Origin of the sequence: Arcticibacter sp., assembly GCF_045629565.1 — a bacterium.
In the GTDB taxonomy this organism is placed as follows: Bacteria; Bacteroidota; Bacteroidia; order Sphingobacteriales; family Sphingobacteriaceae; genus Arcticibacter.
On the sequence record NZ_JAZQRL010000126.1, the window covers coordinates 53,803 to 78,546 of the forward strand.

General features: G+C 44.7%; 22 protein-coding genes. 12 read left to right on the forward strand and 10 right to left on the reverse strand.

All coding sequences use genetic code 11. The features are described from left to right. Window positions 1-70: 70 nt before the first annotated feature. Both ACKI5J_RS17935 and ACKI5J_RS17940 read left to right on the forward strand, forming a co-directional pair. On the forward strand, window positions 71-466 hold the full coding sequence (locus ACKI5J_RS17935) for a response regulator (RefSeq protein WP_407430966.1): 396 nt from the start codon (window positions 71-73) through the stop codon (window positions 464-466). Between the two features lies 1 nt (window position 467). Next, complete coding sequence (locus ACKI5J_RS17940) at window positions 468-1,556, forward strand: sugar transferase (RefSeq protein ID WP_407430968.1); 1,089 nt, start codon at window positions 468-470, stop codon at window positions 1,554-1,556. A 14-nt stretch (window positions 1,557-1,570) separates the two neighbouring features. On the opposite strand, the gene ACKI5J_RS17945 is transcribed toward ACKI5J_RS17940, so the two are convergent. Genes ACKI5J_RS17945 through ACKI5J_RS17955 form a run of 3 tightly spaced genes read right to left on the reverse strand, consistent with a single transcriptional unit; the run spans window position 1,571 to window position 7,117 of the window. Continuing rightward, on the reverse strand, window positions 1,571-3,700 hold the full coding sequence (locus tag ACKI5J_RS17945) for an OmpA family protein (RefSeq protein ID WP_407430970.1): 2,130 nt from the start codon (window positions 3,698-3,700) through the stop codon (window positions 1,571-1,573). 4 nt (window positions 3,701-3,704) lie between these two features. Next, a complete protein-coding gene (locus tag ACKI5J_RS17950) occupies window positions 3,705-4,640 on the reverse strand; it encodes a type IX secretion system membrane protein PorP/SprF (RefSeq protein ID WP_407430972.1) in 936 nt (311 codons plus the stop codon). Beyond that, window positions 4,640-7,117 carry a gliding motility-associated C-terminal domain-containing protein gene (locus ACKI5J_RS17955; protein WP_407430974.1) on the reverse strand — a complete coding sequence of 826 codons (2,478 nt, stop codon included), beginning with the start codon at window positions 7,115-7,117 and terminating at the stop codon, window positions 4,640-4,642. The genes ACKI5J_RS17950 and ACKI5J_RS17955 overlap by 1 nt, the downstream gene beginning before the upstream one ends. Before the next feature lie 398 nt (window positions 7,118-7,515). On the opposite strand from ACKI5J_RS17955, the gene ACKI5J_RS17960 reads away from it, so the two are divergent. The 5 genes from ACKI5J_RS17960 to ACKI5J_RS17980 all read left to right on the forward strand — a co-directional run bounded on the left by ACKI5J_RS17960 (window position 7,516) and on the right by ACKI5J_RS17980 (window position 14,072). Further along, a complete protein-coding gene (locus ACKI5J_RS17960) occupies window positions 7,516-8,199 on the forward strand; it encodes a TolC family protein (RefSeq protein ID WP_407430976.1) in 684 nt (227 codons plus the stop codon). Beyond that, on the forward strand, window positions 8,200-10,377 hold the full coding sequence (locus ACKI5J_RS17965) for a GumC family protein (RefSeq protein WP_407430978.1): 2,178 nt from the start codon (window positions 8,200-8,202) through the stop codon (window positions 10,375-10,377). It abuts the gene before it with no gap. Next, complete coding sequence (locus ACKI5J_RS17970) at window positions 10,374-11,564, forward strand: glycosyltransferase (RefSeq protein ID WP_407430980.1); 1,191 nt, start codon at window positions 10,374-10,376, stop codon at window positions 11,562-11,564. The genes ACKI5J_RS17965 and ACKI5J_RS17970 overlap by 4 nt, the downstream gene beginning before the upstream one ends. A gap of 136 nt (window positions 11,565-11,700) precedes the next feature. Next, window positions 11,701-13,209, forward strand: coding sequence for an O-antigen ligase family protein (locus ACKI5J_RS17975; protein WP_407430982.1), 1,509 nt, complete (start codon window positions 11,701-11,703; stop codon window positions 13,207-13,209). Window positions 13,210-13,217: 8 nt separating this feature from the next. Continuing rightward, a complete protein-coding gene (locus ACKI5J_RS17980; protein WP_407430984.1) occupies window positions 13,218-14,072 on the forward strand; it encodes a glycosyltransferase family 2 protein in 855 nt (284 codons plus the stop codon). Here ACKI5J_RS17980 and ACKI5J_RS17985 read toward each other — a convergent pair. The 3 genes from ACKI5J_RS17985 to ACKI5J_RS17995 all read right to left on the reverse strand — a co-directional run bounded on the left by ACKI5J_RS17985 (window position 14,069) and on the right by ACKI5J_RS17995 (window position 17,041). Next, window positions 14,069-15,271 (reverse strand): glycosyltransferase, encoded by a 1,203-nt coding sequence (locus tag ACKI5J_RS17985; RefSeq protein WP_407430986.1) that lies wholly within the window; start codon window positions 15,269-15,271, stop codon window positions 14,069-14,071. The genes ACKI5J_RS17980 and ACKI5J_RS17985 overlap by 4 nt on opposite strands. Before the next feature lie 23 nt (window positions 15,272-15,294). Continuing rightward, window positions 15,295-16,065 carry a glycosyltransferase gene (locus ACKI5J_RS17990; protein ID WP_407430988.1) on the reverse strand — a complete coding sequence of 257 codons (771 nt, stop codon included), beginning with the start codon at window positions 16,063-16,065 and terminating at the stop codon, window positions 15,295-15,297. A 79-nt stretch (window positions 16,066-16,144) separates the two neighbouring features. Further along, window positions 16,145-17,041, reverse strand: coding sequence for a glycosyltransferase family 8 protein (locus ACKI5J_RS17995; RefSeq protein WP_407430990.1), 897 nt, complete (start codon window positions 17,039-17,041; stop codon window positions 16,145-16,147). A gap of 113 nt (window positions 17,042-17,154) precedes the next feature. Here ACKI5J_RS17995 and ACKI5J_RS18000 point away from each other — a divergent pair, with 113 nt between their 5' ends. Then, the gene (locus tag ACKI5J_RS18000) at window positions 17,155-18,591 is read left to right on the forward strand and encodes an oligosaccharide flippase family protein (protein ID WP_407430992.1); all 1,437 of its coding nucleotides are present in this window, start codon (window positions 17,155-17,157) and stop codon (window positions 18,589-18,591) included. Window positions 18,592-18,605: 14 nt separating this feature from the next. Next, on the forward strand, window positions 18,606-19,556 hold the full coding sequence (locus tag ACKI5J_RS18005; protein WP_407430994.1) for a glycosyltransferase family 2 protein: 951 nt from the start codon (window positions 18,606-18,608) through the stop codon (window positions 19,554-19,556). On the opposite strand, the gene ACKI5J_RS18010 is transcribed toward ACKI5J_RS18005, so the two are convergent. Then, window positions 19,553-20,566, reverse strand: a complete 1,014-nt coding sequence (locus ACKI5J_RS18010; RefSeq protein WP_407430996.1) for a hypothetical protein — start codon at window positions 20,564-20,566, stop codon at window positions 19,553-19,555. The genes ACKI5J_RS18005 and ACKI5J_RS18010 overlap by 4 nt on opposite strands. Window positions 20,567-20,778: 212 nt before the next feature. Here ACKI5J_RS18010 and ACKI5J_RS18015 point away from each other — a divergent pair, with 212 nt between their 5' ends. Then, a complete protein-coding gene (locus ACKI5J_RS18015; RefSeq protein ID WP_407430998.1) occupies window positions 20,779-21,033 on the forward strand; it encodes a hypothetical protein in 255 nt (84 codons plus the stop codon). A 97-nt stretch (window positions 21,034-21,130) separates the two neighbouring features. Next, window positions 21,131-21,457 (forward strand): multidrug efflux SMR transporter, encoded by a 327-nt coding sequence (locus ACKI5J_RS18020; protein ID WP_106293431.1) that lies wholly within the window; start codon window positions 21,131-21,133, stop codon window positions 21,455-21,457. A gap of 46 nt (window positions 21,458-21,503) precedes the next feature. Here ACKI5J_RS18020 and ACKI5J_RS18025 read toward each other — a convergent pair whose 3' ends face one another. The 3 genes from ACKI5J_RS18025 to ACKI5J_RS18035 are packed head-to-tail and all read right to left on the reverse strand — an operon-like array spanning window position 21,504 to window position 23,778. Continuing rightward, the gene (locus ACKI5J_RS18025) at window positions 21,504-21,734 is read right to left on the reverse strand and encodes a hypothetical protein (protein WP_407431000.1); all 231 of its coding nucleotides are present in this window, start codon (window positions 21,732-21,734) and stop codon (window positions 21,504-21,506) included. A gap of 3 nt (window positions 21,735-21,737) precedes the next feature. Beyond that, window positions 21,738-23,027 carry a DEAD/DEAH box helicase gene (locus ACKI5J_RS18030; protein WP_407431002.1) on the reverse strand — a complete coding sequence of 430 codons (1,290 nt, stop codon included), beginning with the start codon at window positions 23,025-23,027 and terminating at the stop codon, window positions 21,738-21,740. Window positions 23,028-23,061: 34 nt separating this feature from the next. Further along, the gene (locus ACKI5J_RS18035; protein WP_407431004.1) at window positions 23,062-23,778 is read right to left on the reverse strand and encodes a pseudouridine synthase; all 717 of its coding nucleotides are present in this window, start codon (window positions 23,776-23,778) and stop codon (window positions 23,062-23,064) included. Between the two features lie 405 nt (window positions 23,779-24,183). On the opposite strand from ACKI5J_RS18035, the gene ACKI5J_RS18040 reads away from it, so the two are divergent. Continuing rightward, entirely contained in the window at window positions 24,184-24,576 is a 393-nt protein-coding gene (locus tag ACKI5J_RS18040; RefSeq protein WP_407431006.1) for a hypothetical protein, read from the forward strand. Window positions 24,577-24,744: the final 168 nt, after the last annotated feature.

The window sequence follows — 24,744 nt, forward strand, 5'->3', positions numbered from 1 at the left end:
ATTTCAAACCTTTTCACATCCCAGGCGTAGAACTCGTACATTTATGGGAAAGGTTGGTTCACATTGCTCTATGAAAAAAGAAATTCTGATAGTTGACGACGAAGTAAGCATACTGAAGCTTCTCAACTTTGTACTCTCCAAAGAGTACAAACTAGTCATAAAAAACAGTGGCGTTGAAGCGATTAGCTGGCTGGAAGAGGGCAACGACCCTGCACTCATCATATCAGACCTGCACATGCCCTATTTCGATGGCACTTCTTTTATTCACAATCTTAAAGTAAGCGGATTCTATAGGGACATACCTGTTATTCTTCTATCCGGAAACGACGACCTCACCAGTGTAGCGAATAGTATGGCCCGCAAAGCGGAAGCATACATACACAAACCTTTCAATCCGGAGGCCCTCAAAGCGGAGATCACCAAGCTTCTCTCACAATCCCATATACCTTCAAAATCAGATCATTAAGATGTTATTCGAACCAACCTTAAGCACTTTCAACCGTTCAGGTGTCAACGCTCGTATTGTTTATGCCGGAAGTGAACTCAAGGACTACCTGTTTAAAGACCTTAATGCCAATTACGAGCTTCACAAAGCCGAGCTCACCATTCACAATATAGAGACTTTTCTCAATGACCAGTCTTTGCTCACGCTCCCCGACATCCTCCTGATGGAAGCGGATTTCAAGGGAGAGTGGATTCAAATAGTATCCAAAATCAAGAAAAATCCATTGCTTGGAGGAATGATCATCGTAGTCTTGTCCGCATTTGTTAACAAGCAGTGGAAAAAGAAAGCGCTCTCCCTCAAGGTACACGATTATTACAATTACCCCTTCCCTACAGAAGACCTCTGCGAACGATTGTCATTTCTGGTGAAGTTTAAATTAATTAAACCGACCCTGACAGATTTGTCGGGAAAGGTGGACGTACGTTACAGGCTTCCTGCTTATAAACGCGCATTCGATATCGTAGCGTCCGGCTCTGCCCTCATCATTCTCGCTCCGCTTTTCCTTATCGTAGGAGCATGTATAGCACTGGAATCCAGAGGACCGATAATTTACAAAAGCAAACGCGTTGGCACAGGCTACAAGATTTTTGACTTTTATAAGTTCCGGTCCATGCGGGTTAATGCCGACAAAGAGATCAACCTCCTTTCCTCTCTCAACCAGTATACGGATGCAGAGAAAGGCAAATCAACTTTTATAAAAATCAAAGGTGATCCAAGAATTACCAGAATTGGTAAATTTATCAGAATGACCAGTATTGATGAGCTTCCTCAATTGTTGAATGTTTTGATGGGAGACATGTCAATGGTCGGAAACCGCCCACTTCCTTTGTATGAAGCCGAAATGCTTACTTCAAACGAATGGACCACCAGGTTTCTCGGACCTGCCGGATTAACTGGATTATGGCAGATCAGCAGGCGTGGAAAAGAAGATATGTCTGAAAGAGAACGCAAAAAGCTGGACAACTTTTACGCTTCCAAATACTCTTTCTGGCTTGACCTTAAGATATTGCTAAAGACGTTCCCGGCACTGCTGCAAAAGGAAAAGGTTTAACACTTTTCCTTTTGCTACAACTCACTGCAATTCAACTGCGTCAGGTTCACTCCATTCAGAATAACATCAAATTCCGTCCTGCGGTTCAGCTGCTGATCCGCTTCCGAGCAGACAACACCATCATAGCAGCGGTTAAGTAATCGCGTCTTTCCATAGTATTCCACTTTGATACGACTGCCGTTGATCCCTTTCGCAACGAGATAATTCTTAGCCGCCGTACCTCTTCTCAGCGACAGGTCGCGGTTATATTCCTCCGAAGCACGACTATCACAATGGCTCGCTGTGACCACGCTCATTTCCGGATATCGTTTCATAAGCGACGCAAGATGGTCAAGTGCGCGCCTTGCATCAGGACGAATCTCATCCCGGTCGAGGTCATAAAAAATGTTCTCTACCGCAAAAACACGTTTCAAAGAATCGCAATTAGAGATCACATACTGTTGCCGGCTCTCTGTTTTAAACAGCTGCATGTCTGTTCTTATTAAAGAATCCTTATCAACCCCGATAGAGGTTTTAAAAACAAGCTGACTGACATAACCCAGTTTTTGAGCTGTGATTTCGTAGTCAGTTTCCTTTCGCATTTCCAGTCTGAATTCACCCCTTCCGTTGGTCATAACCGTATCCACACCATCGAGGGTCCTCAATAATAATCTACTGCCACCCAAAGGAAGGCGTGTTCGCCCATCCGTCACCTGACCCGCCAGAATTACTCTGTAAGATGCTTGCTCAAAACTGTATATGTCATCATTCCCGCGCCGATTGGATGAAAAGAATCCACTTTTTCCATCTCGGGCCCTTATGAAACCAAAATCATCTCTGGATGAGTTAATAGGGGCGCCCAGATTAACAGGCGACCGTATTGGTCTCATATTGGTAAGCGGCACCTCAAATACGTCAAGGCCTCCCAGTCCGGGATGTCCTGTTGACGAAAAAAATAAAGAACCATCGGCTGACAAGGATGGGAACTGTTCACTACCCTCTGTGTTGACTTGTTTTCCCATATTAATCGGGCGGCTCCATTGCGTTCCCGACCTGACGGAATAATAAAGATCCGTTCCACCATAGCCTCCCGGCATATCCGAAGCAAAAACCAGAATATTACCGTCCGCCGTCAATGCCGGATGCCCCACCGAATATTCATCATTGTTGTAAGGAAACTCCGATATCACCGAAAGGTTGTTCCCCGTCGCTATATACAACTTCAGCTTATTTACACCGTCCTCACTAACCCTCGTCTTTCCCTTAAAATAATTATTACGGGTAAAAATAAGCGAGCCGTCTGGAAAAGCCGCTGCGGGCCCTTCATGGTACTTCGAGTTCACGCTACCATGAAGCAACTGAACGCCCGCATTTAAAACATCGCCGGTACCGCTCGAGTCAGTAATTACCGAAGGATCATACTGACCCAGTGTCCTCGAATCGTTGGATGTAGGAGCAGTATCATCATCGTTGGACCGCATTCCGGTATTACGAGCCCCAAGCACCGACCCAAGAGAATGGTCGTTCGCACTTTTAATATCCTTAAGATTCTTGATATAATACAAGCTCGTAAAAGGAGTCTTATCCCAGAGAAAGACACGCTTCACCGGACGATCAGTCAACCTGTTACTGGCGAATAGCAGCCCCTCTTTATAAAAAACCGGTGAATATTCAGAGGCTGAAGTATTCAAGTCGGTTAGTGACACTCTCCAAAAGGTTGCATCTTTTGAGAAAGCACCCGGATCTGCACGTGAGAAAGCCGACGCCCGACGGTCAGAGGGCATCATCCTCATATACGCCCTGTACCAGTTCTCTGATTTTTCATACTGCTGATCCACAGCCAGCGCTTCAGCATAGTAAAGCGCCCATTCCGCTTTAAGGGGCTGATGTCTGCTCAGCTTCCCATACCCATGTAAGGCCAGATCATACTTTTTGGTTTGCCGGTAACTGTATGCAAGCATTTCAGCGGCTGCAATATTCCCTGAATCGGCCGCCAGAACCCGGTTAAGGTGCCAGATAGCATCCATGTACCTGTAAGAACGAAAGGCAGACTCTCCTGCCTTAAACGATTTAGACCGCAAAGACAATTGAGCATATCCTTCCCTGCCAAGGCACATAACCATCAGACAACAGATGAACGACAATCGTTGTAAAAAGTATTTCATAGACTTAAAAGTATCTCGGCGACAAAATCTTTCCCCGTTCAAATCCAAATTCGTACCGAAGCATAATTTCGTGACTACCCGAATTAAAGTTGCGTAATCGTGTTATACTGTAATCATAGCTATAACCTATGCGAATCTGCGGAGTCGCCTGAATCTCAAGAATTCCCGCGACGTCAGCACTTGTACGGTACTGCCCACCCACCGCTATGATATCGTTTACCCATAACATGGCATTAATATCCGCTTCAACCGGCGCCCCCTTTACTCCTTTAACCAATACAGAAGGCTTAAGCTTAAATGTCTCATCGAGCGCAAACACGTATCCTGCAGCAAAGAACAAATGGAGGTTCTTGAAACTTCCACCCGCGGCATCATCGGGCGCCTCATACTCAGTGATTCTGGTGTTTAATAAATCCTGGGCCGACAACCCGATATAAAACTTATCCGAATTATAGTAAACTCCGGTCCCGAAGTTAAACAGCATCTTATTTACATTTTCAGCAAAGGCCGGGTCATACGCACCACCACTTCCCAGGTCAACGCCCGTATAGTCCGCCCGGTATTGAACTCCGCTTCCCTGCACACCAAAAGCGAGTGATCCCTTATCCATCCTTATCCGGTACGCATAACTCAGCACCGCTCCGGTGGTTTTGGAGATTCCCAGCTGATCATTGATCAATTGAAGACCAAGCCCTACCCGCTTATTCCTGACAGGCGCATCAATCGTCAGTGTGGTGGTTTTTGGAGCTCCCTCCATTCCCGACCATTGATTCCGGTGCAGAGCCGTAGCCGAGACCACATTCCGGCTGCCGGCATAAGCTGGATTAACAGCCATCGTATTGAACATGTATTGAGAGTACATCGCATTCTGCTGGGCCATGGAACCGAAGGAAATCGCCAGCATAAGCGTAACCAGTATAATCGTTATGTTAATTTTCATTATCTGTTGATTGTGATATAACCCGACATCTTGTCCTTTCCGTCCAATATGACGACATAATAGTAAGTCCCCACCGGAACATCATCCCCAATGTGTATACCTTCTGTACACCTTCCATTCCAATCATTCTGGTAGTCCGCAGACTTATAAATCCTGTTACCCCATCGGTTATAAATCTCGAGGTGGACCTTCCTCCCCAGACTGTTCTGAATAATCAGCACATCGTTGATCCCGTCATTATTCGGAGAAAATCCCCCCGGGACAAACAAACCTTCCCTGGCCAGAGACACGGGAGTGGGATCAGCCGGACTAGGGTCACCTGATATCCGGGAGTCAGGAGCCATTCCGTTAGTCGACTGGTCAGTCACCACGGCACCGTCCCGTACCGAAATCCCGCTAATCAAAGCAGAATTGAGATAAGTTGTACTTTCAGCACTTACGTAAACCACCAGGTCAAGATAAACGGCCTCCTTATATTCCGTCTGTATAGAACTGGCGGGAAGCAACAATTCAGTATCTGATGTGCCATTGTAAGCCGTGTTTACCAGCAAGGTCCCTGTAGCAGACAATCCGGTTATTGTGACCCGCGCACCCGGAAAGGCGGCGGCAAGATCGTCAGTAAGACTCAACCGATCAATCCTGACGTTACTGTAGTTGACAACAGTAAAGGTAAACCGTAAGTTATAGCTGCCGTCCAGATTCTTAGCAACCAGGCTGAGGGCTTTGGCCAGTCCTATCTTTGCGGGCGGGTTCACAATAACAGTCACCACGCCTGGTGTCGACCGGTTTCCCTCTTCATCTATTATCACGTATTCAAAGTCATCAGGACCGGAATAGCCTGGATTAGGTACATATATAACCTGACCGGTCACCGGATCGATGCTCACTGTACCGTTAGCCGGAGGCCTTGTAATTACAACCGATCCACCTTCGGGAACAGGAATATCAATAACGATCCGCCCGTCGACGGTACCGTCAACCTGGATATCGGGAGCCTCAAAAAGCAAAGAGTTAATGGTGATTACCACGTCATCGAATGTCAGACATCCGCCCGTGGATGTTATAGTCCAGCGAAATATATAAGTCCCAGCGATCAGATTGTTAACAACAGTATTCGGTAAAGAAGAATTGACAAATCCTGCCGTAGCCGGTCCGCTGATTTGGGTCCAGAAACCTGCACCCTGTCCTACCTCATTCCCACGCAAGGTGTAACTACGCGATCCGACCCCGACGTTAACTGATGTATCTCTTCCGGCATCAGCCTGAACGGGAGCCGGAGTGATCGTAAACCTTAAAAATGCCGGTGCTGACTGAGCCCCATAGGTGTCTCTTACTGTATAACTGCTCACCGCGGTTCCGGTAAACCCAGGTTCCCGTGTAAACGACACAATCCCCTCATTATTGACAGAAAATGTACCTTGCCCTGCTATCGTAAAGAAAGGCTGAGTGCCAGCCTGTCCAGGGTCTAGATCAACAGATCCTTTGTTAATTACTCCCCCAACATTGTTGGAGCGGTCATTCCGGGTTACGTCGATAAAGAAGGGTTGACCAACACAGCTGCTAACTTCATCATCCGCCGCTGTGGGTGGAGCCAGCTGAGCGGAGTTAATCACATCAATCTCCACATTACGGATTTCATGAAAATTAGTCTTATCACCCGTAGACGACGCTATACCGTAGCTAAGATTAGCCGGAGCAATATCCGGATAGTAATATTTGTCTATTACGGTAGAAGATACCGGAGATGATCCTCCCCGCGTTATCCTGACAGTAATATTGTACCCGCCACGCGGGTCAGGAACCAGTTCCATATACACTCTCCTGTAACCCGGAGATGAAGGATCCGAAAACCTCGCTGAGCCTCCCTGAGTTAGCGGAAACCCGAAATCCTGCGTTTTTACGGATGTCAGAAATCTATAATTTTCAGCCACCAGCGCCGATCCATCACCTTTGCCACGCAAAGTAACGGATCCCGGCCTCAGGCCTGCAATCCCCCCCTGCCTACCCTCTGTTGGATTCGAGAAGTTACCAAACTCGTCCAGGCCAATAGCAAGGTATCCCTTTGACACGCCTGGGGATACCGGGGTCGTTGTGGTGATCTGAGCATAACCCAAAGACCCGCCAAATCCTCCGATAACGAAAGGATTTGCTGTTGCGTCAAACAAAAACAAACTGATTCCATCTGCACCCGTTCCGCCGTAAATGTAATATTCGAAGTCTACCGACAACCCCTGCGATGAAGGGAAACTACTCGTACTATATATAAAACCCTTTTGATTCTTCGTATTGTTAGTTAAACGGAGATAACCGTGTCCTACCGGATCAATACTCGTACCACCAACACCGGTCCCCATCGCCGCAGTCAGGAAGGCTGACGGACTGCCTCCAAACACTACCCCCTCCGCTGTTGCGTTTCTAAAGCTCTCATTATATGGAAATTGCGCCCTGACAGCATTCGAAAATAGCAAAACTAGCACAAGGATTGTGGTTAAGTGTAAAGTTTTGGTCATATATGATTAAATAGATGCTTGAAAAATGCAGGCAAAAACGTAAGATAACTGATAGATTTCAGAAAACCACTCCGACATCTCCGTAAACAAAAATAACGCCACGAGCGTTGATTCTGCAATTTTATGGATTTTTACCTATAATTTACTGATAATGAACAAACTTTCATTTAACATTTGCTTATACTCTTCAGACAAGGCATTCCCCAACAGGTCAGGAACCTCGCGGTGTGCATCTGATGTGAAGTTTTTTCCCCACATGTGAAATTAATAATCCATATGTAAAAAAACATCCTTAATTTTAATAACTAGCGTAAAACCAAAATAATGGTGGAAGTTGTTTAATTTTAGCCCCTTTACAGCTGTCAATGTTTACAAAGAAGTCCTCCATCCTATTCCTGTTCCAGCTTGTACTGATCTTTCAGCACGCGGGCGCACAGGAATCGATCCTATCTGAATATTCCCCTCTATATGTTCAAAAGCTGATTGCGGTCGCCAAAGAAAACTATCCAAAGTCGAAAGCCTACGAACATCAGGTAAAAATCGCCAAGTATAATTTATCTGGCGAAAAATCGTCCTGGTTAGACCCTTTTTCGTTTTCCTACTTGTTAAGATCCAATAATAATACCGTAGATATTGTTAACCCGCAGCTCCTTACAGGTTATCAGTTCGGTGTATCGGTAAATCCCGGCTCGCTCCTTAAGAAACCTTTCCATATTAAAGCTGCCAAAGAAGAAGTAAAAATTGCCCAGCTGGAGCAGAATGAATATGCCCTTCAGCTGGAAAGCGAGGTCACCAGAAGGTATATGCTCTATCTGCAAAGCCTTAACACATTGAAGCTGCAGAACAAGATCACGGTTGATGCGGAGAGCTCCTTTACCGACCTGAAAATCAAATATCAGCGAAGCGAAATCACGTTTCAAGAATACAACTCGGCATCGACTGCCCTTTCGAACGCTCAGATGGCGCGTGTACAGGCAGAAACAAACATGATTACAGCTAAAGCCTCAATTGAGGAATTGCTCGTCAGAAAATTGGAAGAAATCAAATAAATGGAAGAAGTCTACAAGTTTCTGAGGCTATTGAAAAAACACCGCCTCACGCTCGTTATAGTACCGGCCCTCACCGTAATTATCACTTTCTTTTTAGTCAGGAACTTACCCGATTCTTACGTCTCGCAATCGCAGATTGCTACCGGGATTGTCGACAATACTCAGCAAGCCGTTTTAACCGGTAACAGTTCGTCTAAGGGCTGGGCCGAGGTCAACCAGGAATTCGGCAACCTGATCGAGATGATGAAGCTTAAAAAGATACTGGACCAGGTGTCTTACAAACTCATCATCCATGATCTCAATTCCACGAAACCCTTTCGTGACCCTCAATCTGCGCTAAAGGGATCCAGTCCGGCCGAGACCAGGCAAATACTTGCTACCTTTCAGGAAAAATACCATAAATCAGAAGGACTAAATCTTTGGGCTAAGGATCAAAGCAAACTGCATAATGTATTGCGGGCGCTCGACTATGACAGTGAATCGCTCAAAGGGAAATTACGGATAGGGAGAGCGGGAGACAGCGACTTCATCAACGCCGAATTCAACTCTGAAAACCCTCAGCTGTCAGCTTTTGTCGTCAACACACTGATCGAAGAATTTATTAAACATTACGCCTATCTCGTCAAAACAAATCAAAGGCGGGCAAACGTGTTTCTCGATAGCCTGCTTGCTGAAAAAAGAGCGCAGATGAACTCCAGGATTGCTGCGCTTCGAAACTATAAAATCCAGAACCGTGTACTAAACCTGGAAGAGCAATCCAGCCAGCTATACGCTCAGATACTTGATTATAACAACAAAAAGCAGGCAATCCTGAAGGACGTCTCCGCTAATGCAGGAGCAGTAAATGAAATTGAAGCCAAGTTCGCACCAGGAGAGCGGGGTTATCTGGAGTCTACGCTAACGAAGATCAATCAAAGCCTGGTCTCTACGAAAGAAGAGCTTAAAGCACTGTACGATCTGTATATACAAAACGAGTTTGATCCCACGTATAAAACCTCCATCGACTCACTCCAACGCATACTTAACTATCAGATTAATACATCCTCAGACCAATACGTAAATAGCCCTCTTGCCACCAAACAAGCACTCATTCAACAAAAAATCTTACTTGAGGTGCAGCTCGATCTCTCCCGGTACAGCATGACAACCATTGACAGGGAACTCAGGAACCTGAATAACCAATTTGATCAAATGGTGCCCCATGAAGCGGAGGTGCAATCGCTCGAGCGCGAAGTAGAAATTGCCAGTACAGAATACCTGGATGCATTAAACAAATTCAATCAAAGTAATATGGAATCCGGATTTTCCATAAAACTTAACCAGGTACAAAAAGCAATGCCCGGACTCCCCCAGCCATCAAAAAAGATGCTGCTCGTGATCCTCAGTGGAATAATCACGTTTGTATTTTGCCTCATGGTCCTTTTTATTCTGTTCTTTATGGATCATTCTGTCACAACGGCCAAGGAACTGGCAAATAAAACCAACGTTCCCGTCCTGGGAAGCCTGAATAAAATCAGCGGGCCGATGGTCGACCTCGGTGCGATATGGTCAGGTTCCGCCTCGCAAAGTCTTGATACTTTCAAGAATCAGCTACGTTCCATCCGCTTCGAAGTCGATCATGAGCTTAATACCGGAATCGTCGCGGTAACCAGTATGGGTGCATCAGAAGGCAAAACCCTTCTCGCGCTGAGCCTCGCGCATGCGTGGAAGATGACCGACAAAAAGATCCTTCTGATCGATGGCAACTTCGACCACCCTGACATCAGCAAATCGCTTGAAAGCAACATTTATATAGAAGATTATCTTACAGGCATTACCGACATCAGTCACCTTCGTCCTTCTTCCGCGGTAACCGTGCTCGCCAACAAGGGCCAGGACCGCTCGCCGCTGGAAATCGCGGATGCTGAAACCATTAGGGAGAAGCTTGCCCAGCTTTCAGAACTATTTGATATTATCATTATTGAAACACCTCCTGTATCCATGATGAACCAAAGTAAAGAATGGATTCTGTTTGCAGGAAATGTGATAGCCGTCTTCGAAGCAGGTCAAACAATAACCGACGAAAAGAAAATCTATATACAATATCTGAAATCGCTGGAAGGAGGGTTCAGCGGCTGGGTATTGAATAAGTATGAACCGCTGCATATTGATGGCAAGGCGAAAAAAAACCAGGTATGATTGTACTGGACTTTATTTGGACGATCTTTCAGGTTCTGGTAGGATTCTACCTGGTATGGCCTCTTATTCTGTATCTTTTATGGACGATCAGGAGCAAAAGTAACAACCAGCAGCAAGCAGGCGGTGCGGCAGAACAGGATTACGCTGTCATTGTTACCGCCTATGAGCAAACGCACACGCTCCCTGCTGTCATCTCCTCTATCCTGGAGCTCAACTACAGCAACTACCACATCTATGTCGTAGCCGATAAATGTGATATTTCAAACCTTAACTTCGACAGTTCAAAGATTTCCCTGTTAAGACCTGAAGTCACGCTCGCTAGCAACACGAAATCGCATTTTTACGCTATCAAACGCTTTGTAAGACCGCACACCTGTCTCACTATCGTGGATAGTGACAATCTGGTTCATCCTGAGTTTCTAAACGAGTTAAACAGAGCATTCAGCCGTGGATATCTGGCCGTACAAGGGCTTCGTGAAGCAAAGAACCTCGACACGACCTATGCTTGCCTTGACGCCGCAAGAGACATCTATTACCACCATTACGACGGCAAGCTCCTTTTTGAAGCGGGTTCCTCCGCAACGTTATCAGGATCAGGAATGGCATTCTCAGTGAATTTGTACCGTGAATGTTTGGAACACCGGAACATTGAGGGAGCTGGATTTGACAAAGTTCTGCAAGCCGCAATAGTCGAAAAAAACTATCGGATTGCGTTTACTGATCACGCAATCGTTTATGACGAGAAAACGTCCAGATCAGACCAGCTTGTTCAGCAAAGGTCCCGATGGATCAATACCTGGTTCAAGTACTTCTATCTGGGATTCAAGCTGGTCGGTAAGGGTCTGAAGAATTCCAGCATTAATCAGCTGCTATTCGGCATAACACTACTGAGACCACCTCTATTCATTTTCATCCTGTTGTCGGGCGTTTGTTTCCTGGTCAATCTTTGGATCAGCCCTACTACCAGTATGGTGTGGCTACTGGCGTTCACGTCGTTTGTTGCGGGCTTTTACCTTGCTCTTTCGAAATCTGGAACTGATCCACGTATTTTTAAATCGCTCAAAAACATCCCGCATTTCATGTTTTATCAGATACAGTCTCTTCTAAAAAGCAGAAAGGCCAATCAGCGATCTGTAGCAACAAAACATTATCATGCGGAATCCATTGATAAGCTGAATAAGAAATGAGAGTAGATCCGATAAAGAGAGACGAACAAAAGCACCGCCGACTTGAATTAAAGTTGCAGGAATACAAACGGAGAGCTGCAATTGCCCTTGTCTGCATAGTCGTATATTTCTTTTTTATCAAGCTGGTCTTCTTATAATGAAGGATATAATACTCACCTTGGATAAAAAAACGGCACGCAACGATCAAAAATCGGCGTCGTATTTCCGGCGGATATTTCTCGTTGAGAAGTTACGAAATACCGAAGGGTTGATCTTGCTTTCACTCTTCGCATTGCTGTCTTCCCTCGTGATCTATAGCCAGGGACTTACTGGCGGCATATTAATGCTCGTAGTGATGATGGGGTTACCGGCAGTTTTCGCCATTGTCAGGTTTCCGAAATTCGGTATCCTCATCACATTGATTAGCGCCTATTTGCTCATGTGGATTTATGGGATGGTCGCTTCTTTTCCTTTAGGTACGGTAATGGATGGTATACAGGCTCTTCTTATTCTGGGCTTTTTCATAAGTCAGAAGCAGAAGCCAGACTGGAGCCTGTTTAAGCAGCCTGTTGGGATCATTATCCTCATTTGGGTAGGCTACAACATTTTGCAATTGGGAAATCCCGCAGCAGAGTCGCGTATGGCCTGGGTATATACTATCAGGGCCGTAGCGGTGATCACACTCATGTATTTCATTTTTAGCCATAACATCAGAACCGTCAGTTTCTTAAAAATTATCCTGAAGATCTGGCTGGCACTCGCGCTGTTTGGGGCCTTATATGCTTTTAAACAAGAATACATCGGATTTTCTACCTCTGAGTTAAAAACGCTTGAAGACCCGCGCGTCAGAGCGCTTTATTTTATAAATGGTCACTGGCGAAAGTTTTCCATATTCTCTGACCCTGTTGCTTTTTCGTATAACATGGTTGCGGCTGCCCTATTTTGCATCACCATGCTTTTCAGTCACCTGAAAAGACCAAAAAAAATTATACTGGCAGTCATGGCCCTGATCTTCTTGCAGGCTATGCTGTTTTCGGGAACTAGAGGTGCATATGTTCTTGTCCCCGCCGGACTTCTCCTGTTGATCGTTCTTAAGCTAAACAAGAACATGATGATCTTCAGTTTAGTCGCCGCAGCATGCATGGTCTTACTGATTTTCACGCCAACATCCAGCCCGTCAATAAAGCGCTTCCAGTCTGCCTTCCGCCCCTCCGAAGACGCATCCTTTAATGTAAGAAAACAGAACCAAAAAAGGATTCAGCCTTATATACAAACCCACCCCTTTGGTGGAGGCCTCGGAGCAACGGGAGTATGGGGCACCAGGTTCTCTCCAAATTCCTTTCTTGCCAATTTTCCGCCTGACAGCGGTTACGTCCGCGTTGCCGTCGAAACGGGATCCGTTGGCCTTCTTTTAATTTGCACCTTGATGGTGGTTATACTGATAACGGGTATCAACAGTTTCTTCTCGATCAAAGATCCTGAATTGAGGTCGTACTGTTTGGCTATGTCTGTGATCATCTTCGCTTATGCCATTGGAAACTACCCTCAGGAAGCAATCGTTCAGTTTCCTTCAAATATATACTTCTACCTTTTCGCAGCACTGATCACGGTTACAAAGCGATTAGATCTGGAGAGACAAAACGAACTTCAATCCCCCAATCCCTAACTGTCCCCATGAAAATACCAAAATGGATAAACGACGTCAACTTACCCTATAAGACTTACGACGAAGTCCCGCAAAACATCTTTGATGAGATAAATGCAAACTTAGATAAGGTGATCAGCAACCAACCAGCAATCACAATACTTATCGCCGCCTATAACGAAGAAGTAAATATTCTTCGCTGTATATACTCCCTTTCCAAAATGAAAACGGATATGCCGTTTGAGATCCTCGTAGTAAATAATAACTCCACCGACAAAACGCAGAACACACTGGAGCGTCTGCATGTCAGGAACGTTTTCCAGGCGATCCAGGGCTGCGGTCCTGCAAGGCAGTTAGGACAGGAAAACGCACGAGGAAAATATATATTACTGGCTGATGCCGATTGTCTGTATCCACAGGTGTGGGTTGGCGAGATGATGAAAGTCTTGCAGCAACCAGGTGTCGCCTGCGTTTATGGCAGATATTCTTTTCTCCCTGAAGAGGGATATCCAAGATGGCAGCTCTATATGCTGGAGAAAATGAAAGACATTATCGCCTCCTACAGGCAGATCAAGCGTCCCTATCTCAACACCTATGGAATCAGTATGGGCTATGTAAAAGACTTCGGATTAAAAGCCGGATACGTCATGGCCAACATTAGAGGAGAAGACGGTCGACTGGCTTTCGACATGATGAAATATGGTAAGATCATGCCCGTAAAGTCGAACTCCGCAAGACCATGGACCGGCCCTCGCACATTAGACAGAGACGGAAGCTTTGCCAAGGCGCTAAGCAATAGGATCATCAGGGAAATCAAAAGATCCGTAAAAATGCTGCGATCGGAGAAAACTCACGATACGAAGACTTCAAGCAATGAGGATTAAATAAACACACCTTTGGCATTTGCCACCTTTTGGATATTGTCTAAAAGGATTTCAGAAACGGCCTTCCAGCTGTATCGCTTGGCAAAAACAATCCTGGAAGCCTGTCTCTCCTTATTATCCTCATCAAGCGCTCTTTCGATAGCGGTAATATACCCGTCCGCATCACTGGCCAGATAAGTAACTTCACTGAATACTTCCTTCATGGTATTGGTTTCGGTCGCTACGACAGGCCTTCCCAGCGCTAGATATTCAATGATCTTAAGCGGGAAGTTGCCGATGGTAATTTCGTTAATCAACTGCGGATTGATACACACATCGAAATGCTTGACGTAAGCAGGAACCTCATTCGTGTGCTTCTTCGATAAGAATGATATATTGGGTATCTCGTGCAGGATACTGCTCCTAAACGCATCGTCTTCGCTGCCTATAAAAACAAAATCCCAGTCGCTCCTCTTCACTGCCATATCCTCAATAAGCTTGATATCGATGCGCATGGAGTTCAGTGCACCCACGTATCCAATCAAAGGACGTTTGTATGCGTCTAACTCCTGAGGTTTTGACCAGTTTACAGAATCATCGAAAACCTCAAGGTCAGCCCCATTGCCGATGTAAAAACTGTTTGCGTTATATCTCAAAGCGCGTCTTGTGAAGTCCATTGAGTTGCACACTACCAGGTCACTTTTCTTCATCAGCTTCGGCTCGAGGCTCGTGCCGTGTTTTTTCCAATAATCGAACCCGAGGGTATAATCCCTATCCAGATAAACGGTAAGCGATGGTCTCAAAAACTCTTTCAGATAAAAGCTACGAAACATATCTTTATCGTTGATCAACACGAAAGATTCAAATTGGAGTTGATCTATAGCCTGTTGAATGCACGATGCGAAGTTTTTGTTGTTCAATCGGTTAAAAAACGAAAACAAGAACGTCGAAGGAATCCAGTTTATTGACTCGATAACCTTTCCGGGATTTAAAACCGCCAGGTTCTCCGTCACCTTTAGAAGTCCCTCTTTCCCATCTTTAATATCCTGTATGTGTCGTTGTGTATACTCATCCTTTTCGGCCGAAAGCAATGTACGTCTGTCTATTGGCGGGTTCACATAGAGCACCCGATGTTCTTTAGACAGTTCTTTGGCTAAGCTGGTAGACGTTGACTCTCTGTCTGTGTTGATTCGTTGTAAGCTGACGAAAACGAAATTCATGGGAAGGCTCTTGATGCGTGTAATTAATACTTTGTAAATAGAAGATCGTAATTATAACGGATTTGGCGGTAACCATATCTAAAAAGCGATATCAAAGGATTCTTGCTGGTCGTCCAGCTCTTTCTTCTCATCGTACTTGGTTCATCCGCCGAATTCACCTGTGTAAATAAGCTCTTGAAGTCATTATAAAACAGACCTTTGCCGTTATTTTGGATAAACGAAACGCACATACGATATTCTGTCCGGTCACCTTTGATCCCCTCTGCGTAACGGCCAAATTTATCGGGAAAGCTACTTCGGCGCAGGTGGGGATGATCGCTATAATAGTAAATTTTCCGGTAATTCGTATACCAGGGCTTTATCAACATCTCCGAATAACCTTTCTTGTAAGGTTTAAGATAAGGATATGCCGAGTAGGCGTAAAATCTAACCATATCAAGATCATTACGCTCCTCCATGATTGCCAGCGCATCAAGAAAATGTTCAGGAAACGACTCTGAAGGAACAAAGTCCTCTTGTACGTATAAAGTATAAGGTGTCCTCACGGCCTCCTGCCCTTTGTTAATATTGTTCGCCAGGCCCTTATTTACCGGAGTAGTAACCAAGTGAAAATTATACCTGCCTTTCAGGTCCTTCAAGCTGGTCAGCTGATCTTCTGTACTGCCGTCGTCAGAAATCACTATATCATCAAAACGGCAATCCAGACGCTCAAAACTGGATAACAACCTTTCTAAAGAACTGCTTCTGTTATAATGAGTAACGAGTAAAGTTACCCCGGGAAATTCATTGGCCATTTGTAAATATTATCGTTCTCGTAAAGCTTTATGCTACTGTTTTTAACATTGTTTAAAAGGTAGTTCTCCCGACATCTCATCAGGAGGGTGTCTGGCTCACTAATCCGCGCCACCTTTTAACAATCTTATTATATAACTTCTTCATTAGTCTGAAGTTATTGCTTATAGGTTTAAAGCCAGTCCATTTTGTTAACCTTAGATAATGAAAGAACCTGGTCCTGTAGTCATTGTTTAAATCGTAAGATGTATAAATAGGCTTAACTCCAATAAAATGAATAACATATGGATCAGTATTATTCGAAGTAGAGTAACTATTCCACCTGCTATCCAGTTCAAGCCATTGGTTGGCCAGAACCACATTCAGTCCATACTGATCAGGAAATCCCGCGTACCTGCTATTTTCGCTCACGCAGGCAAGGATACGGCTCGTTAAGTCCTCTTCACGCCACTTAATCGGATCCATCAGCAACAGGCCACTATTGAAGTACTTGGTTTCAGGATGTAAGCCTAGTTCTTGGTAGTTTGTTATTCCGCCCCACTTGCTGCTTACCGTTTCCGACCGGTCTACAACGCCGGCTATCACTCTGCCCTGCATGTCCATCTCCCATAATCTCGCAATATCGGTTTCCACGATCATATCCACATCCAGATACAAAACCCGCCCTAAGGACGGAGGAATGAAATGTGGAATAAACAAGCGGATATAAACGTTTAAAGGAAATGTGGAGTTATCGAGAGGCAACATCGTTTGGTCAGGAATGACATCATCCAGATTAAGCCAGGTTAAATCGAACACCTGTCCGGAGACAGATTCTGAAATTTTGCTCTTACTGCTTGCTTTAAGGCCATCATCAACGATGTAAAGCGCGATTTGCTCTTGACCCATGCGGTTAACCTCTATGGATTTCAGCAATGCCGCCAGCATAACCGCATAATGATTATCACATACCGTAACAATAGTTATCGCGTTGTTCATATCTTCCATATATTAGCTACCCGAATAAACACCGCCCAAGTTAAACAATTTTAACACTTTTCACTTTCAGTATGAAAAGCGGGATGATAATATGGATGGAATAAAATTTTCCGATGAGCTTTAAGAAAACCTTCTTTAAAAATGTTTTAGTTACAGGCGGCTACAATTATCTTTCTCAGCTCATCGTCTTTCTGTCCTCCTTTATTACGGCACGCCTTCTCCTTCCTGAAAATTACGGTCTGGTAGGCTTAATCACGGTTTTCACCAATTTCATATCGGTCTTTGCTGACAGCGGCATATCGCTGGCAGTCATTAAAAGCGACTACCGCCACTCTTATCATAAAGGCATGGACGGGCTGGCCCTTTACATTGGCATATTGCTGTTTGCCCTAACCAGCCTGCTGGCCTGGCCCATCGCATCGTTTTATAACAACCATGCGTTAATCTTGCCAGCTATTGTCTTGTCATTAACATTCATCACTCGCAGTATGTCGATCGTGAGGGGAGCACTTCTATCCAAGTCGCTAAATTTCAACGATATAGGAAAGATAACACTGATCAACACGGTCATCAGCATTCTCCTTACCATACTACTGGCCTACTGGGGAGCGGAGCATTGGGCGATAATCCTTCCGCAGATTATTACATCAATTATCAGCGTCATTTACTACGAGCATAAGACCAACCTCGGTTACCATCTTTATGGTTTCAACTATATCAGGATCGCATTCAGGCATACCCGTAACAGCATCCAGAACTTACTGGGATTCAACCTGGTTAATTACTGGTCCAGAAACGCAGACAATCTCATAGTGGGTAAGATTTATGGAGTAAGCGAGCTGGGTATTTACAATAGAGCTTATAGTTTGCTTACCCTTCCCTTGTCACTGGTCACTGGTCTTATGGGTACGGTTTTATACCCAAGCCTTAAGAAACTCAACTCAGAGGGAGGTGATATAAACAAAGAATATACTTTTGTGCTCAAAGTCATCTCCATCATAGTCTATCCTATTGCGTTTATATTCATCATCTTCCCGACTGAGTTGGTCTCTGTCCTCTGGGGTAAGAACTGGCTTGAAGTAAGCACGCTCCTTCCCTATTTCGGTTTGCTGATTTTCGGCCAGTCGCTTCTTTCCACAACAGGAAATGTCCTCGTTCTGATGAATAAAGAAAGAGACCTGATGATCAGCGGCTGGTTTGGAGCGTTCTTTACCATCGCCGGTATTGTCATTGGTGCTTACTACTCGCTACAGGGAATTGCACAGTTCTATTCCTTATCTTTCATACTGTTCGTCCTTCCGTTCAATATGATCTATATCTTTCACCATGCATTGGCGTTCAAACTCAAACCTCTGTTGATTTTTTGGCTTCCTATTATTTTGCTATCCCTGGGAATATGGCTGTCATGCTATTTTGAACATAATAATGCCAAGTTGGTCCTTCTTCTTATCATGCTGGTCAATCTTATCGTCAGCTCAAAAAATGAGATCAGGAGTACCGCATCCATCGTGATATCGAGAATATCGTCGTCCAAAAGAACCTCTAGTTAAATAAATCCATGCATATGAGTACCGATCAGAATCCAGTGGTGTTTGTAATTATCGTTACGTATAACGGAGCCCAATGGGTCGACAAATGTTTCGGCAGTCTAAGGCAATCAAATATTTCCGTCAAAACCATTGTTGTTGATAATCAATCTACTGATGATTGTATTTCAAAAATCCGCCAGTTCTATCCCGAAGTGGATATTATTAACAGTCCGGAAAACCTTGGTTTCGGGAAAGCGAACAACTTAGGCATACTAAAAGCTATGGAGCAAGGGGCAGATTATGTCTTCCTGCTAAATCAGGATGCATGGATCATGCCCGATACGATCGAAACGCTTGTTGCTACTCACGCAGCAAATCCTCAATATTATGTTCTCAGTCCCATGCACCTTGATGGAACTGAAAAGAAACTCGATTTCGGGTTTTCTCTCTATATCTCGCCATACCATTGCAAAAACATAGTTTCCGACCTGATCTTAAAAAATGGAACTGAACGGGCTGTATACACGACAACCTTTGTCAATGCAGCGTTTTGGCTCATCTCACGCGAAGGTTTAGAGAGTGTCGGGCTGTTTGATCCCATTTTCCCTCACTATGGTGAAGACGATGACTACATGCACCGTGTCATGTATCATGGCGGGCACACGGGTATCTGTCCTACAGCATTTGGCTGTCATGACAGGGTGCAGGAACTAGCTGAAGTCAAGAAGTTCCCTTATGATAAAAGGTATAAACGGCAGATTGTAGGCTGCCTGATTACACTGATGAACATCAACCGAAGTTTCTATCACTGCCTGATGGTTTTCATGAGGTCAAGAATAGAGTTCTTTTTCTCCGCTTTTCTCAAACTCCGCCTAAAAGAAGCGTTCCTCGAGATGAAAGTTTTCTTCGTCATACTCCTTCAAATGACGGAGATTATCAGACACCGGAACCATAACAAAAAGCGCGGAAGCTGGCTTAAAAATTAAGAGCCCCGGTTACTCGCGATCATGGCTATACGGTCTTTTGTATAGGCGTACAGCATCGGATGCATGGGAACATTCTTCAATGCTTTGAATGCAAATTTTAAGCCTTTTATGAGGTTCTTTCGTTTGAAAGCGCCGATTGCTATAGAAGAGGAACTATCTAGTATCACCAGTTTATTTACATAAACGGTAAACCTTTTAATACAGGCCAGCTTTTCAGCTAGTCTCATTTGAAGAAATTTCCCATCCAGCAGCTTGTTGATGCGGGGATCAACATGGTGCTTGCTCTGATGGTAATGGTTGATGAAGGCTGAGCTTTCCCTGATTTGCGTTTTGTCTTGCAACAGTAAACCAAATGCGAGCTGCTCGCTGATGAACCATTTGGATTCCTTATAAAACGCATCGCTGAGTGACAATATGGATTCCAGATAGGACAAGATCTCATTCTTTAAACCAAGTACTCCTGAGTTCCATACGTACTGGTCGGCTTTGAAAGATAATCTCCCATCTCGGACAGCGAAGGTCTGCTTCTCGATCTGCCTGATAAATGCTAAGGGATAGGCTTCCGCATTTTCAAGCCTCTTACTCATATAGTTTCTGTAAATCTCCGGGGCCTCTTCAATTTTGTACTCGCGTTCGTGCATCAACGAGTAACCGGATTCCAGGCCCTCCATAAAGCGGGGAGTTTCGGATATAAAAAATGTGTCAGAATCGAGGAAGATGATGTCATCATCCGGATAACGCAGGTATACGTCCTGGAGAACACATATCTTCCGTCGGTGGATATAAGTGCTGCCACCGAGCATTCGATGCATCGTCGATGGGGTAAGGTAGATATACTCCACCTTGACTTCTGCCAGATACTTGTTCATATAAGCAGGGTTGTCAGTGAAACAAATGATTCTGAAATTGCCGGAGGCCCTTCTGCTCCATGCCAGCAAACTCAGTATCGATACGATTGCACGGTTATATTCCATTTCCTTCCCATAGCAGAGAAGCACGATATTTTTCATCTTAGCAAGTATTGCGGACTCACCCGTAAGGAGCGGTTCTTACTTAACTACTCTAATTACGTACCAAACAGATTTCCCTCATGAACCCTCGTAAAACATCTGTTTCTAAAAGCATTGTATCGATTATGTGCAAATATTTCCCCAAAGCCTGACCCTAACTGTGTAGGGTCAAGGTCTATATACCGCCGTATATAGGGAGCCTTGCAGCCCACATGAGTCCGACTTTTCATGTCGTAAGTCGGACTCAACACGCGCCGATCACTGCTGCACTAGCGGCTGATATAGACGCAAGTATAGACAAGCCGGCCGGATGGCAGAAGGTTGGTATCAATCCAATAAGAAAATGGCAACCATCTATAACGAAGGAAGAATACGCGGAACCTCCGGGAGAGGCCACCGCGATGATAAGCTATACAGCTACACATTCAGTAGAAGATACCAGGGCGATGGAGAGCATCCTGGCTTAGCGGAACATCAGGAAATAGCCGGCGAACTCAGCAAAATGATAAAACAAGTTAAAAGGTGGTAGATTATTTTCCATCTTTGCAGGAAATTATCAACTACATGAACTGGATCATTCTCATTATAGCCGGACTATTTGAAGTTGGCTTTGCTTCTTGCCTCGGAAAGATGAAGGAAACTAGCGGTAATACAGCTATTCTTTGGGGAACCGGCTTTGTGGTATGTCTGACAATCAGCATGCTGCTCCTCATCAAGGCGACTCAAACGCTGCCTATAGGAACTGCCTACGCGGTATGGACGGGAATCGGTGCGGTCGGTACGGTCCTGGTAGGCATCATCGTCTTTAAAGAGCCTGCCACCCTGGGCAGAATTTTCTTTCTGACCACATTGATTGCTTCGATCGCCGGACTGAAATACGTCTCTTCTTAAAACAAAAGCCTGTCCCCTATACAATGAGTTGGGGACAGGCTTTTGTTTATTCTCCCAGATAAGCGCTTATCTGCTGGCCAATCAGGCGAACCTCCTCATCTTCTGAGAAAAGAGGAAGATCGGTCTCCTGATCAAGCTTTAGCCATAGCTGCTCAGTATCTTTCTGTATTTTAACATATTCAACACCATCTTTGAAGATGGTATAGGTATCGTTCTCTTCAGGAAATACGGCGTACTCAACCTGTCCTACTTCTATGTCAAACGGCTCTTGCATCATGTGTTAACTGTGTTTTCTTTTTCTGTCCAACTTGGCTTTCTTGCCAGCACCTATGTTGTAATCTTTGCTGTTCTTTTCTTTTTTTTCATGAAAGGCTTCGCCCCTCTCCGGTTCATCTTCCGTCTTGCGCCTGGCCTTTGTCTTCGGTTTGCTTTCGGTATCTACAACCACTCCATCCGGTAACGCCATTAAAGGAAACTTATATCCTAATGCCTGTTCTACCTTCTTTACATCGGCCAGTTCGATATCCGTCGAAAATAATATGGATAACGCATCAATTTCTTCATCCTGATCCTTAATCACTCTGGAAATAAACGTTTCCTTCTCCACTGGAGGCTCCAAATGAATGATGCGGTCTATCCCGCGAAGATTAACCGGAGCGGTAAGCTCATTAGCCACAATTAGGGTCTCCAACTCTTCAGAATCGTAAAACTCATCTATTGAGCTTACTCCTCTGGACTCAAAGAACACCGGATTCAGGATGGCAGACTTCGACTTAGCTTTTGAAAACAGGCTATTATATACTTTCTCGGCCGTGAGACGCGTATTGACAAAAACTACGGTCTTCGGCAGTTGAGATTCGCGAAGGAGAATATTTAACAGGTTCAGCTTGGTCCGGAAGTTCGGAACGTTATAGAGTTCCTGTGGATAGATCTCCGCAACGGCTTCAACTTCTTCTTCTACTTCTATTATGCTGGGATCCCGCATAAAGGGCTCGATCATCTGCTCGATCCGCGAGTGCATAACTTCAGCAAATACCAGTCGCTGACACCTAATAATACTGTTGGCCAGCTCATTAACCGGCAATTGCAGGCCCTGCTTCACGATCAGCTCTGCGTCATCGACCACAAACATCTGAATCTTATTCAGGTCAAGAGCCAGCTTCAGGTAGATGGCTCTTGCACGATCAGGCGTAGCCACTATGATATCTGCGCCATCGGCCAGTTCATCAAGCTCTGCTTCCATACCGGAACCGGGAGTCAGACTCACAATGCGAAGCGACTTGTTCTTATTTAACAAGTTAATTTGCTCCACAACTGCTTCTACCCGTTCCTTATCAGGGACAAGGATGAGGGCGCGGGGTGCAATCTCGGGCGTTTGTTTAAGCCGCATCAAGACACCCAGTATATAGGTGGTCGTTTTACCGCAACCTTCGGGTCCGACGGCGATAATATCCTGTCCGCCAATAATCCGGGACATTGTCCGAAGCTGCATTTCTTTAGGCACCAGATACCCGGCTTCCGTTACCGACCTTACCAGCTGCTTACTAAGCTTAATCTTTTCTAACCACACAATTATTAATTTTTTTTAAAGAGGAACGACAAATTTACAACTTTATCCCTTGGGGAACATCATAGGAGCTAATATCCCACGACATTAAGTCCATAACACGTTTAAATTCGGGTTGAAGGGGGGCTTCAATAAATACTTCTTTTTGATTCATGGGGTGATGGAAAGATAGACTGCTTGCATGCAACAACATCGTAGTCATCTCCCATGTCTCTTTGAAAAGTTTGTTTTGCTTATTGCAGCCATGCTTTCTATCGCCGATTATTGGATGGAAGATATGACTGAAGTGTTTGCGGAGCTGGTGCATTCGCCCGGTTTGCGGAGAGGCTTCTACTAATGAATATCTGGAGGTCTGGTGTGCGCCCAGGGCGACATCAATTTCAGCCCTTTCCAGCGTTCTATATAAGGTCAGTGCTTCCTGAATGGCACCATTTTCCTTTTTTAAAGGATAATCTATCTCTTCCTGGTCAGGGGTATGACCTCTCACTATGGCAAGGTATTTCTTTTTTACCCTGTTTTCCTGGAACTGTTTGTGCATTCCGATCTCCGCCTCTTTGTGCAGGGCAAATAGTAACACGCCCCCTGTTTTTCTGTCAAGGCGATGCACCGGGTTCACATGGTGATTAATTTGGTCACGAAGGATCTGAAGGGCAAACTCCTGTACATCCATTGCTATGGGAGACCTGTGTACCAACAGCCCATGGGGTTTATTGACGGCGATGAGAAACTCGTCCCTGTATAAAATATCCAGCATTCAAATAATTGAAAGGGCAAACTTAAGTTTTTCCTCCCGAATTAGAGAATATGGCCTCTTCAACGCTAAGCAGCAGTATGCTTATTCATGGTTAAATTCCCACATGAAATAGATTATACACATGGAAAATATAAAGAACTCAATCATAACGCCTCCTCTTTATACCAAATTTAAGCATCTGCGTAACAACAAGCAAGTGATACGGGTCATTATCAGTCTGTTGAGACAAAATTTAATAATCTCACACCAACAGGCCCAGATAAATCCAGTAATAATAATGGATAGCAGGTTCCGATGCAGAAAATACACTTCGGGGTCAGGATCGAACCCAATATATCTTAACGGTAGTTTGTTAATTATTCAAAAAAAATTAAGCAAAGTTCTATTATTCGTAATTTTGCGACGATGAAAAGGATGCTGGTAATATTTCTGCTTACCGTGTACATGGTTTCGACCACCGAACTTTCACAGCTGTTAAAGTTTCCTGTATTAATAGAGCATTATTTCCAACATAAAGAACACAGTCCCCACATTACAGTAAGCCATTTTTTAGCCCTTCATTATAACCATCATTTAAAGGGGCATCTTCACCGTGACGATCCGGGTCAGGAGCAAAAATTACCTTTTATTTCCAGCTCCGTTCTCTTGTTTTTCTGTTTCGTAGTGACGCCACCTTATTTTTTTGAGGCAAGAGAAATACACGATGCACTACATTTGAAAAAGGCACAACCGCATGATGATGTCTTTGTGAAGACACGTATGCTTTCTTCTATCTGGCAGCCGCCTAAGTATTGTTAATTTTCTGAGTGATTCTTCGTGGACCTGCTAGTGCTTCAGCGGGTGTTGTTTGCATAACTGCTGTTATTGCGTTCGCGCCAGCTGACGTTTAGCTAGTTCCATTTAATCATGTTTGTCGTCAGGCTTTGTGCCATCAGCCGTGCATGGTCTCTAACGCGCCATTCCATA

Bases quoted from the DNA above. Each gene is read 5' to 3' on its own strand.
- ACKI5J_RS17935 (WP_407430966.1), top strand. From the start codon at position 71: ATGAAAAAAGAAATTCTGATAGTTGACGACGAAGTAAGCATACTGAAG.
- ACKI5J_RS17940 (WP_407430968.1), top strand. From the start codon at position 468: ATGTTATTCGAACCAACCTTAAGCACTTTCAACCGTTCAGGTGTCAAC.
- ACKI5J_RS17945 (WP_407430970.1), bottom strand. From the start codon at position 3,700: ATGAAATACTTTTTACAACGATTGTCGTTCATCTGTTGTCTGATGGTT.
- ACKI5J_RS17950 (WP_407430972.1), bottom strand. From the start codon at position 4,640: ATGAAAATTAACATAACGATTATACTGGTTACGCTTATGCTGGCGATT.
- ACKI5J_RS17960 (WP_407430976.1), top strand. From the start codon at position 7,516: ATGTTTACAAAGAAGTCCTCCATCCTATTCCTGTTCCAGCTTGTACTG.
- ACKI5J_RS17965 (WP_407430978.1), top strand. From the start codon at position 8,200: ATGGAAGAAGTCTACAAGTTTCTGAGGCTATTGAAAAAACACCGCCTC.
- ACKI5J_RS17970 (WP_407430980.1), top strand. From the start codon at position 10,374: ATGATTGTACTGGACTTTATTTGGACGATCTTTCAGGTTCTGGTAGGA.
- ACKI5J_RS17975 (WP_407430982.1), top strand. From the start codon at position 11,701: ATGAAGGATATAATACTCACCTTGGATAAAAAAACGGCACGCAACGAT.
- ACKI5J_RS17980 (WP_407430984.1), top strand. From the start codon at position 13,218: ATGAAAATACCAAAATGGATAAACGACGTCAACTTACCCTATAAGACT.
- ACKI5J_RS17985 (WP_407430986.1), bottom strand. From the start codon at position 15,271: ATGAATTTCGTTTTCGTCAGCTTACAACGAATCAACACAGACAGAGAG.
- ACKI5J_RS17990 (WP_407430988.1), bottom strand. From the start codon at position 16,065: ATGGCCAATGAATTTCCCGGGGTAACTTTACTCGTTACTCATTATAAC.
- ACKI5J_RS17995 (WP_407430990.1), bottom strand. From the start codon at position 17,041: ATGAACAACGCGATAACTATTGTTACGGTATGTGATAATCATTATGCG.
- ACKI5J_RS18000 (WP_407430992.1), top strand. From the start codon at position 17,155: ATGAGCTTTAAGAAAACCTTCTTTAAAAATGTTTTAGTTACAGGCGGC.
- ACKI5J_RS18005 (WP_407430994.1), top strand. From the start codon at position 18,606: ATGAGTACCGATCAGAATCCAGTGGTGTTTGTAATTATCGTTACGTAT.
- ACKI5J_RS18010 (WP_407430996.1), bottom strand. From the start codon at position 20,566: ATGAAAAATATCGTGCTTCTCTGCTATGGGAAGGAAATGGAATATAAC.
- ACKI5J_RS18015 (WP_407430998.1), top strand. From the start codon at position 20,779: ATGAGTCCGACTTTTCATGTCGTAAGTCGGACTCAACACGCGCCGATC.
- ACKI5J_RS18020 (WP_106293431.1), top strand. From the start codon at position 21,131: ATGAACTGGATCATTCTCATTATAGCCGGACTATTTGAAGTTGGCTTT.
- ACKI5J_RS18025 (WP_407431000.1), bottom strand. From the start codon at position 21,734: ATGATGCAAGAGCCGTTTGACATAGAAGTAGGACAGGTTGAGTACGCC.
- ACKI5J_RS18035 (WP_407431004.1), bottom strand. From the start codon at position 23,778: ATGCTGGATATTTTATACAGGGACGAGTTTCTCATCGCCGTCAATAAA.
- ACKI5J_RS18040 (WP_407431006.1), top strand. From the start codon at position 24,184: ATGAAAAGGATGCTGGTAATATTTCTGCTTACCGTGTACATGGTTTCG.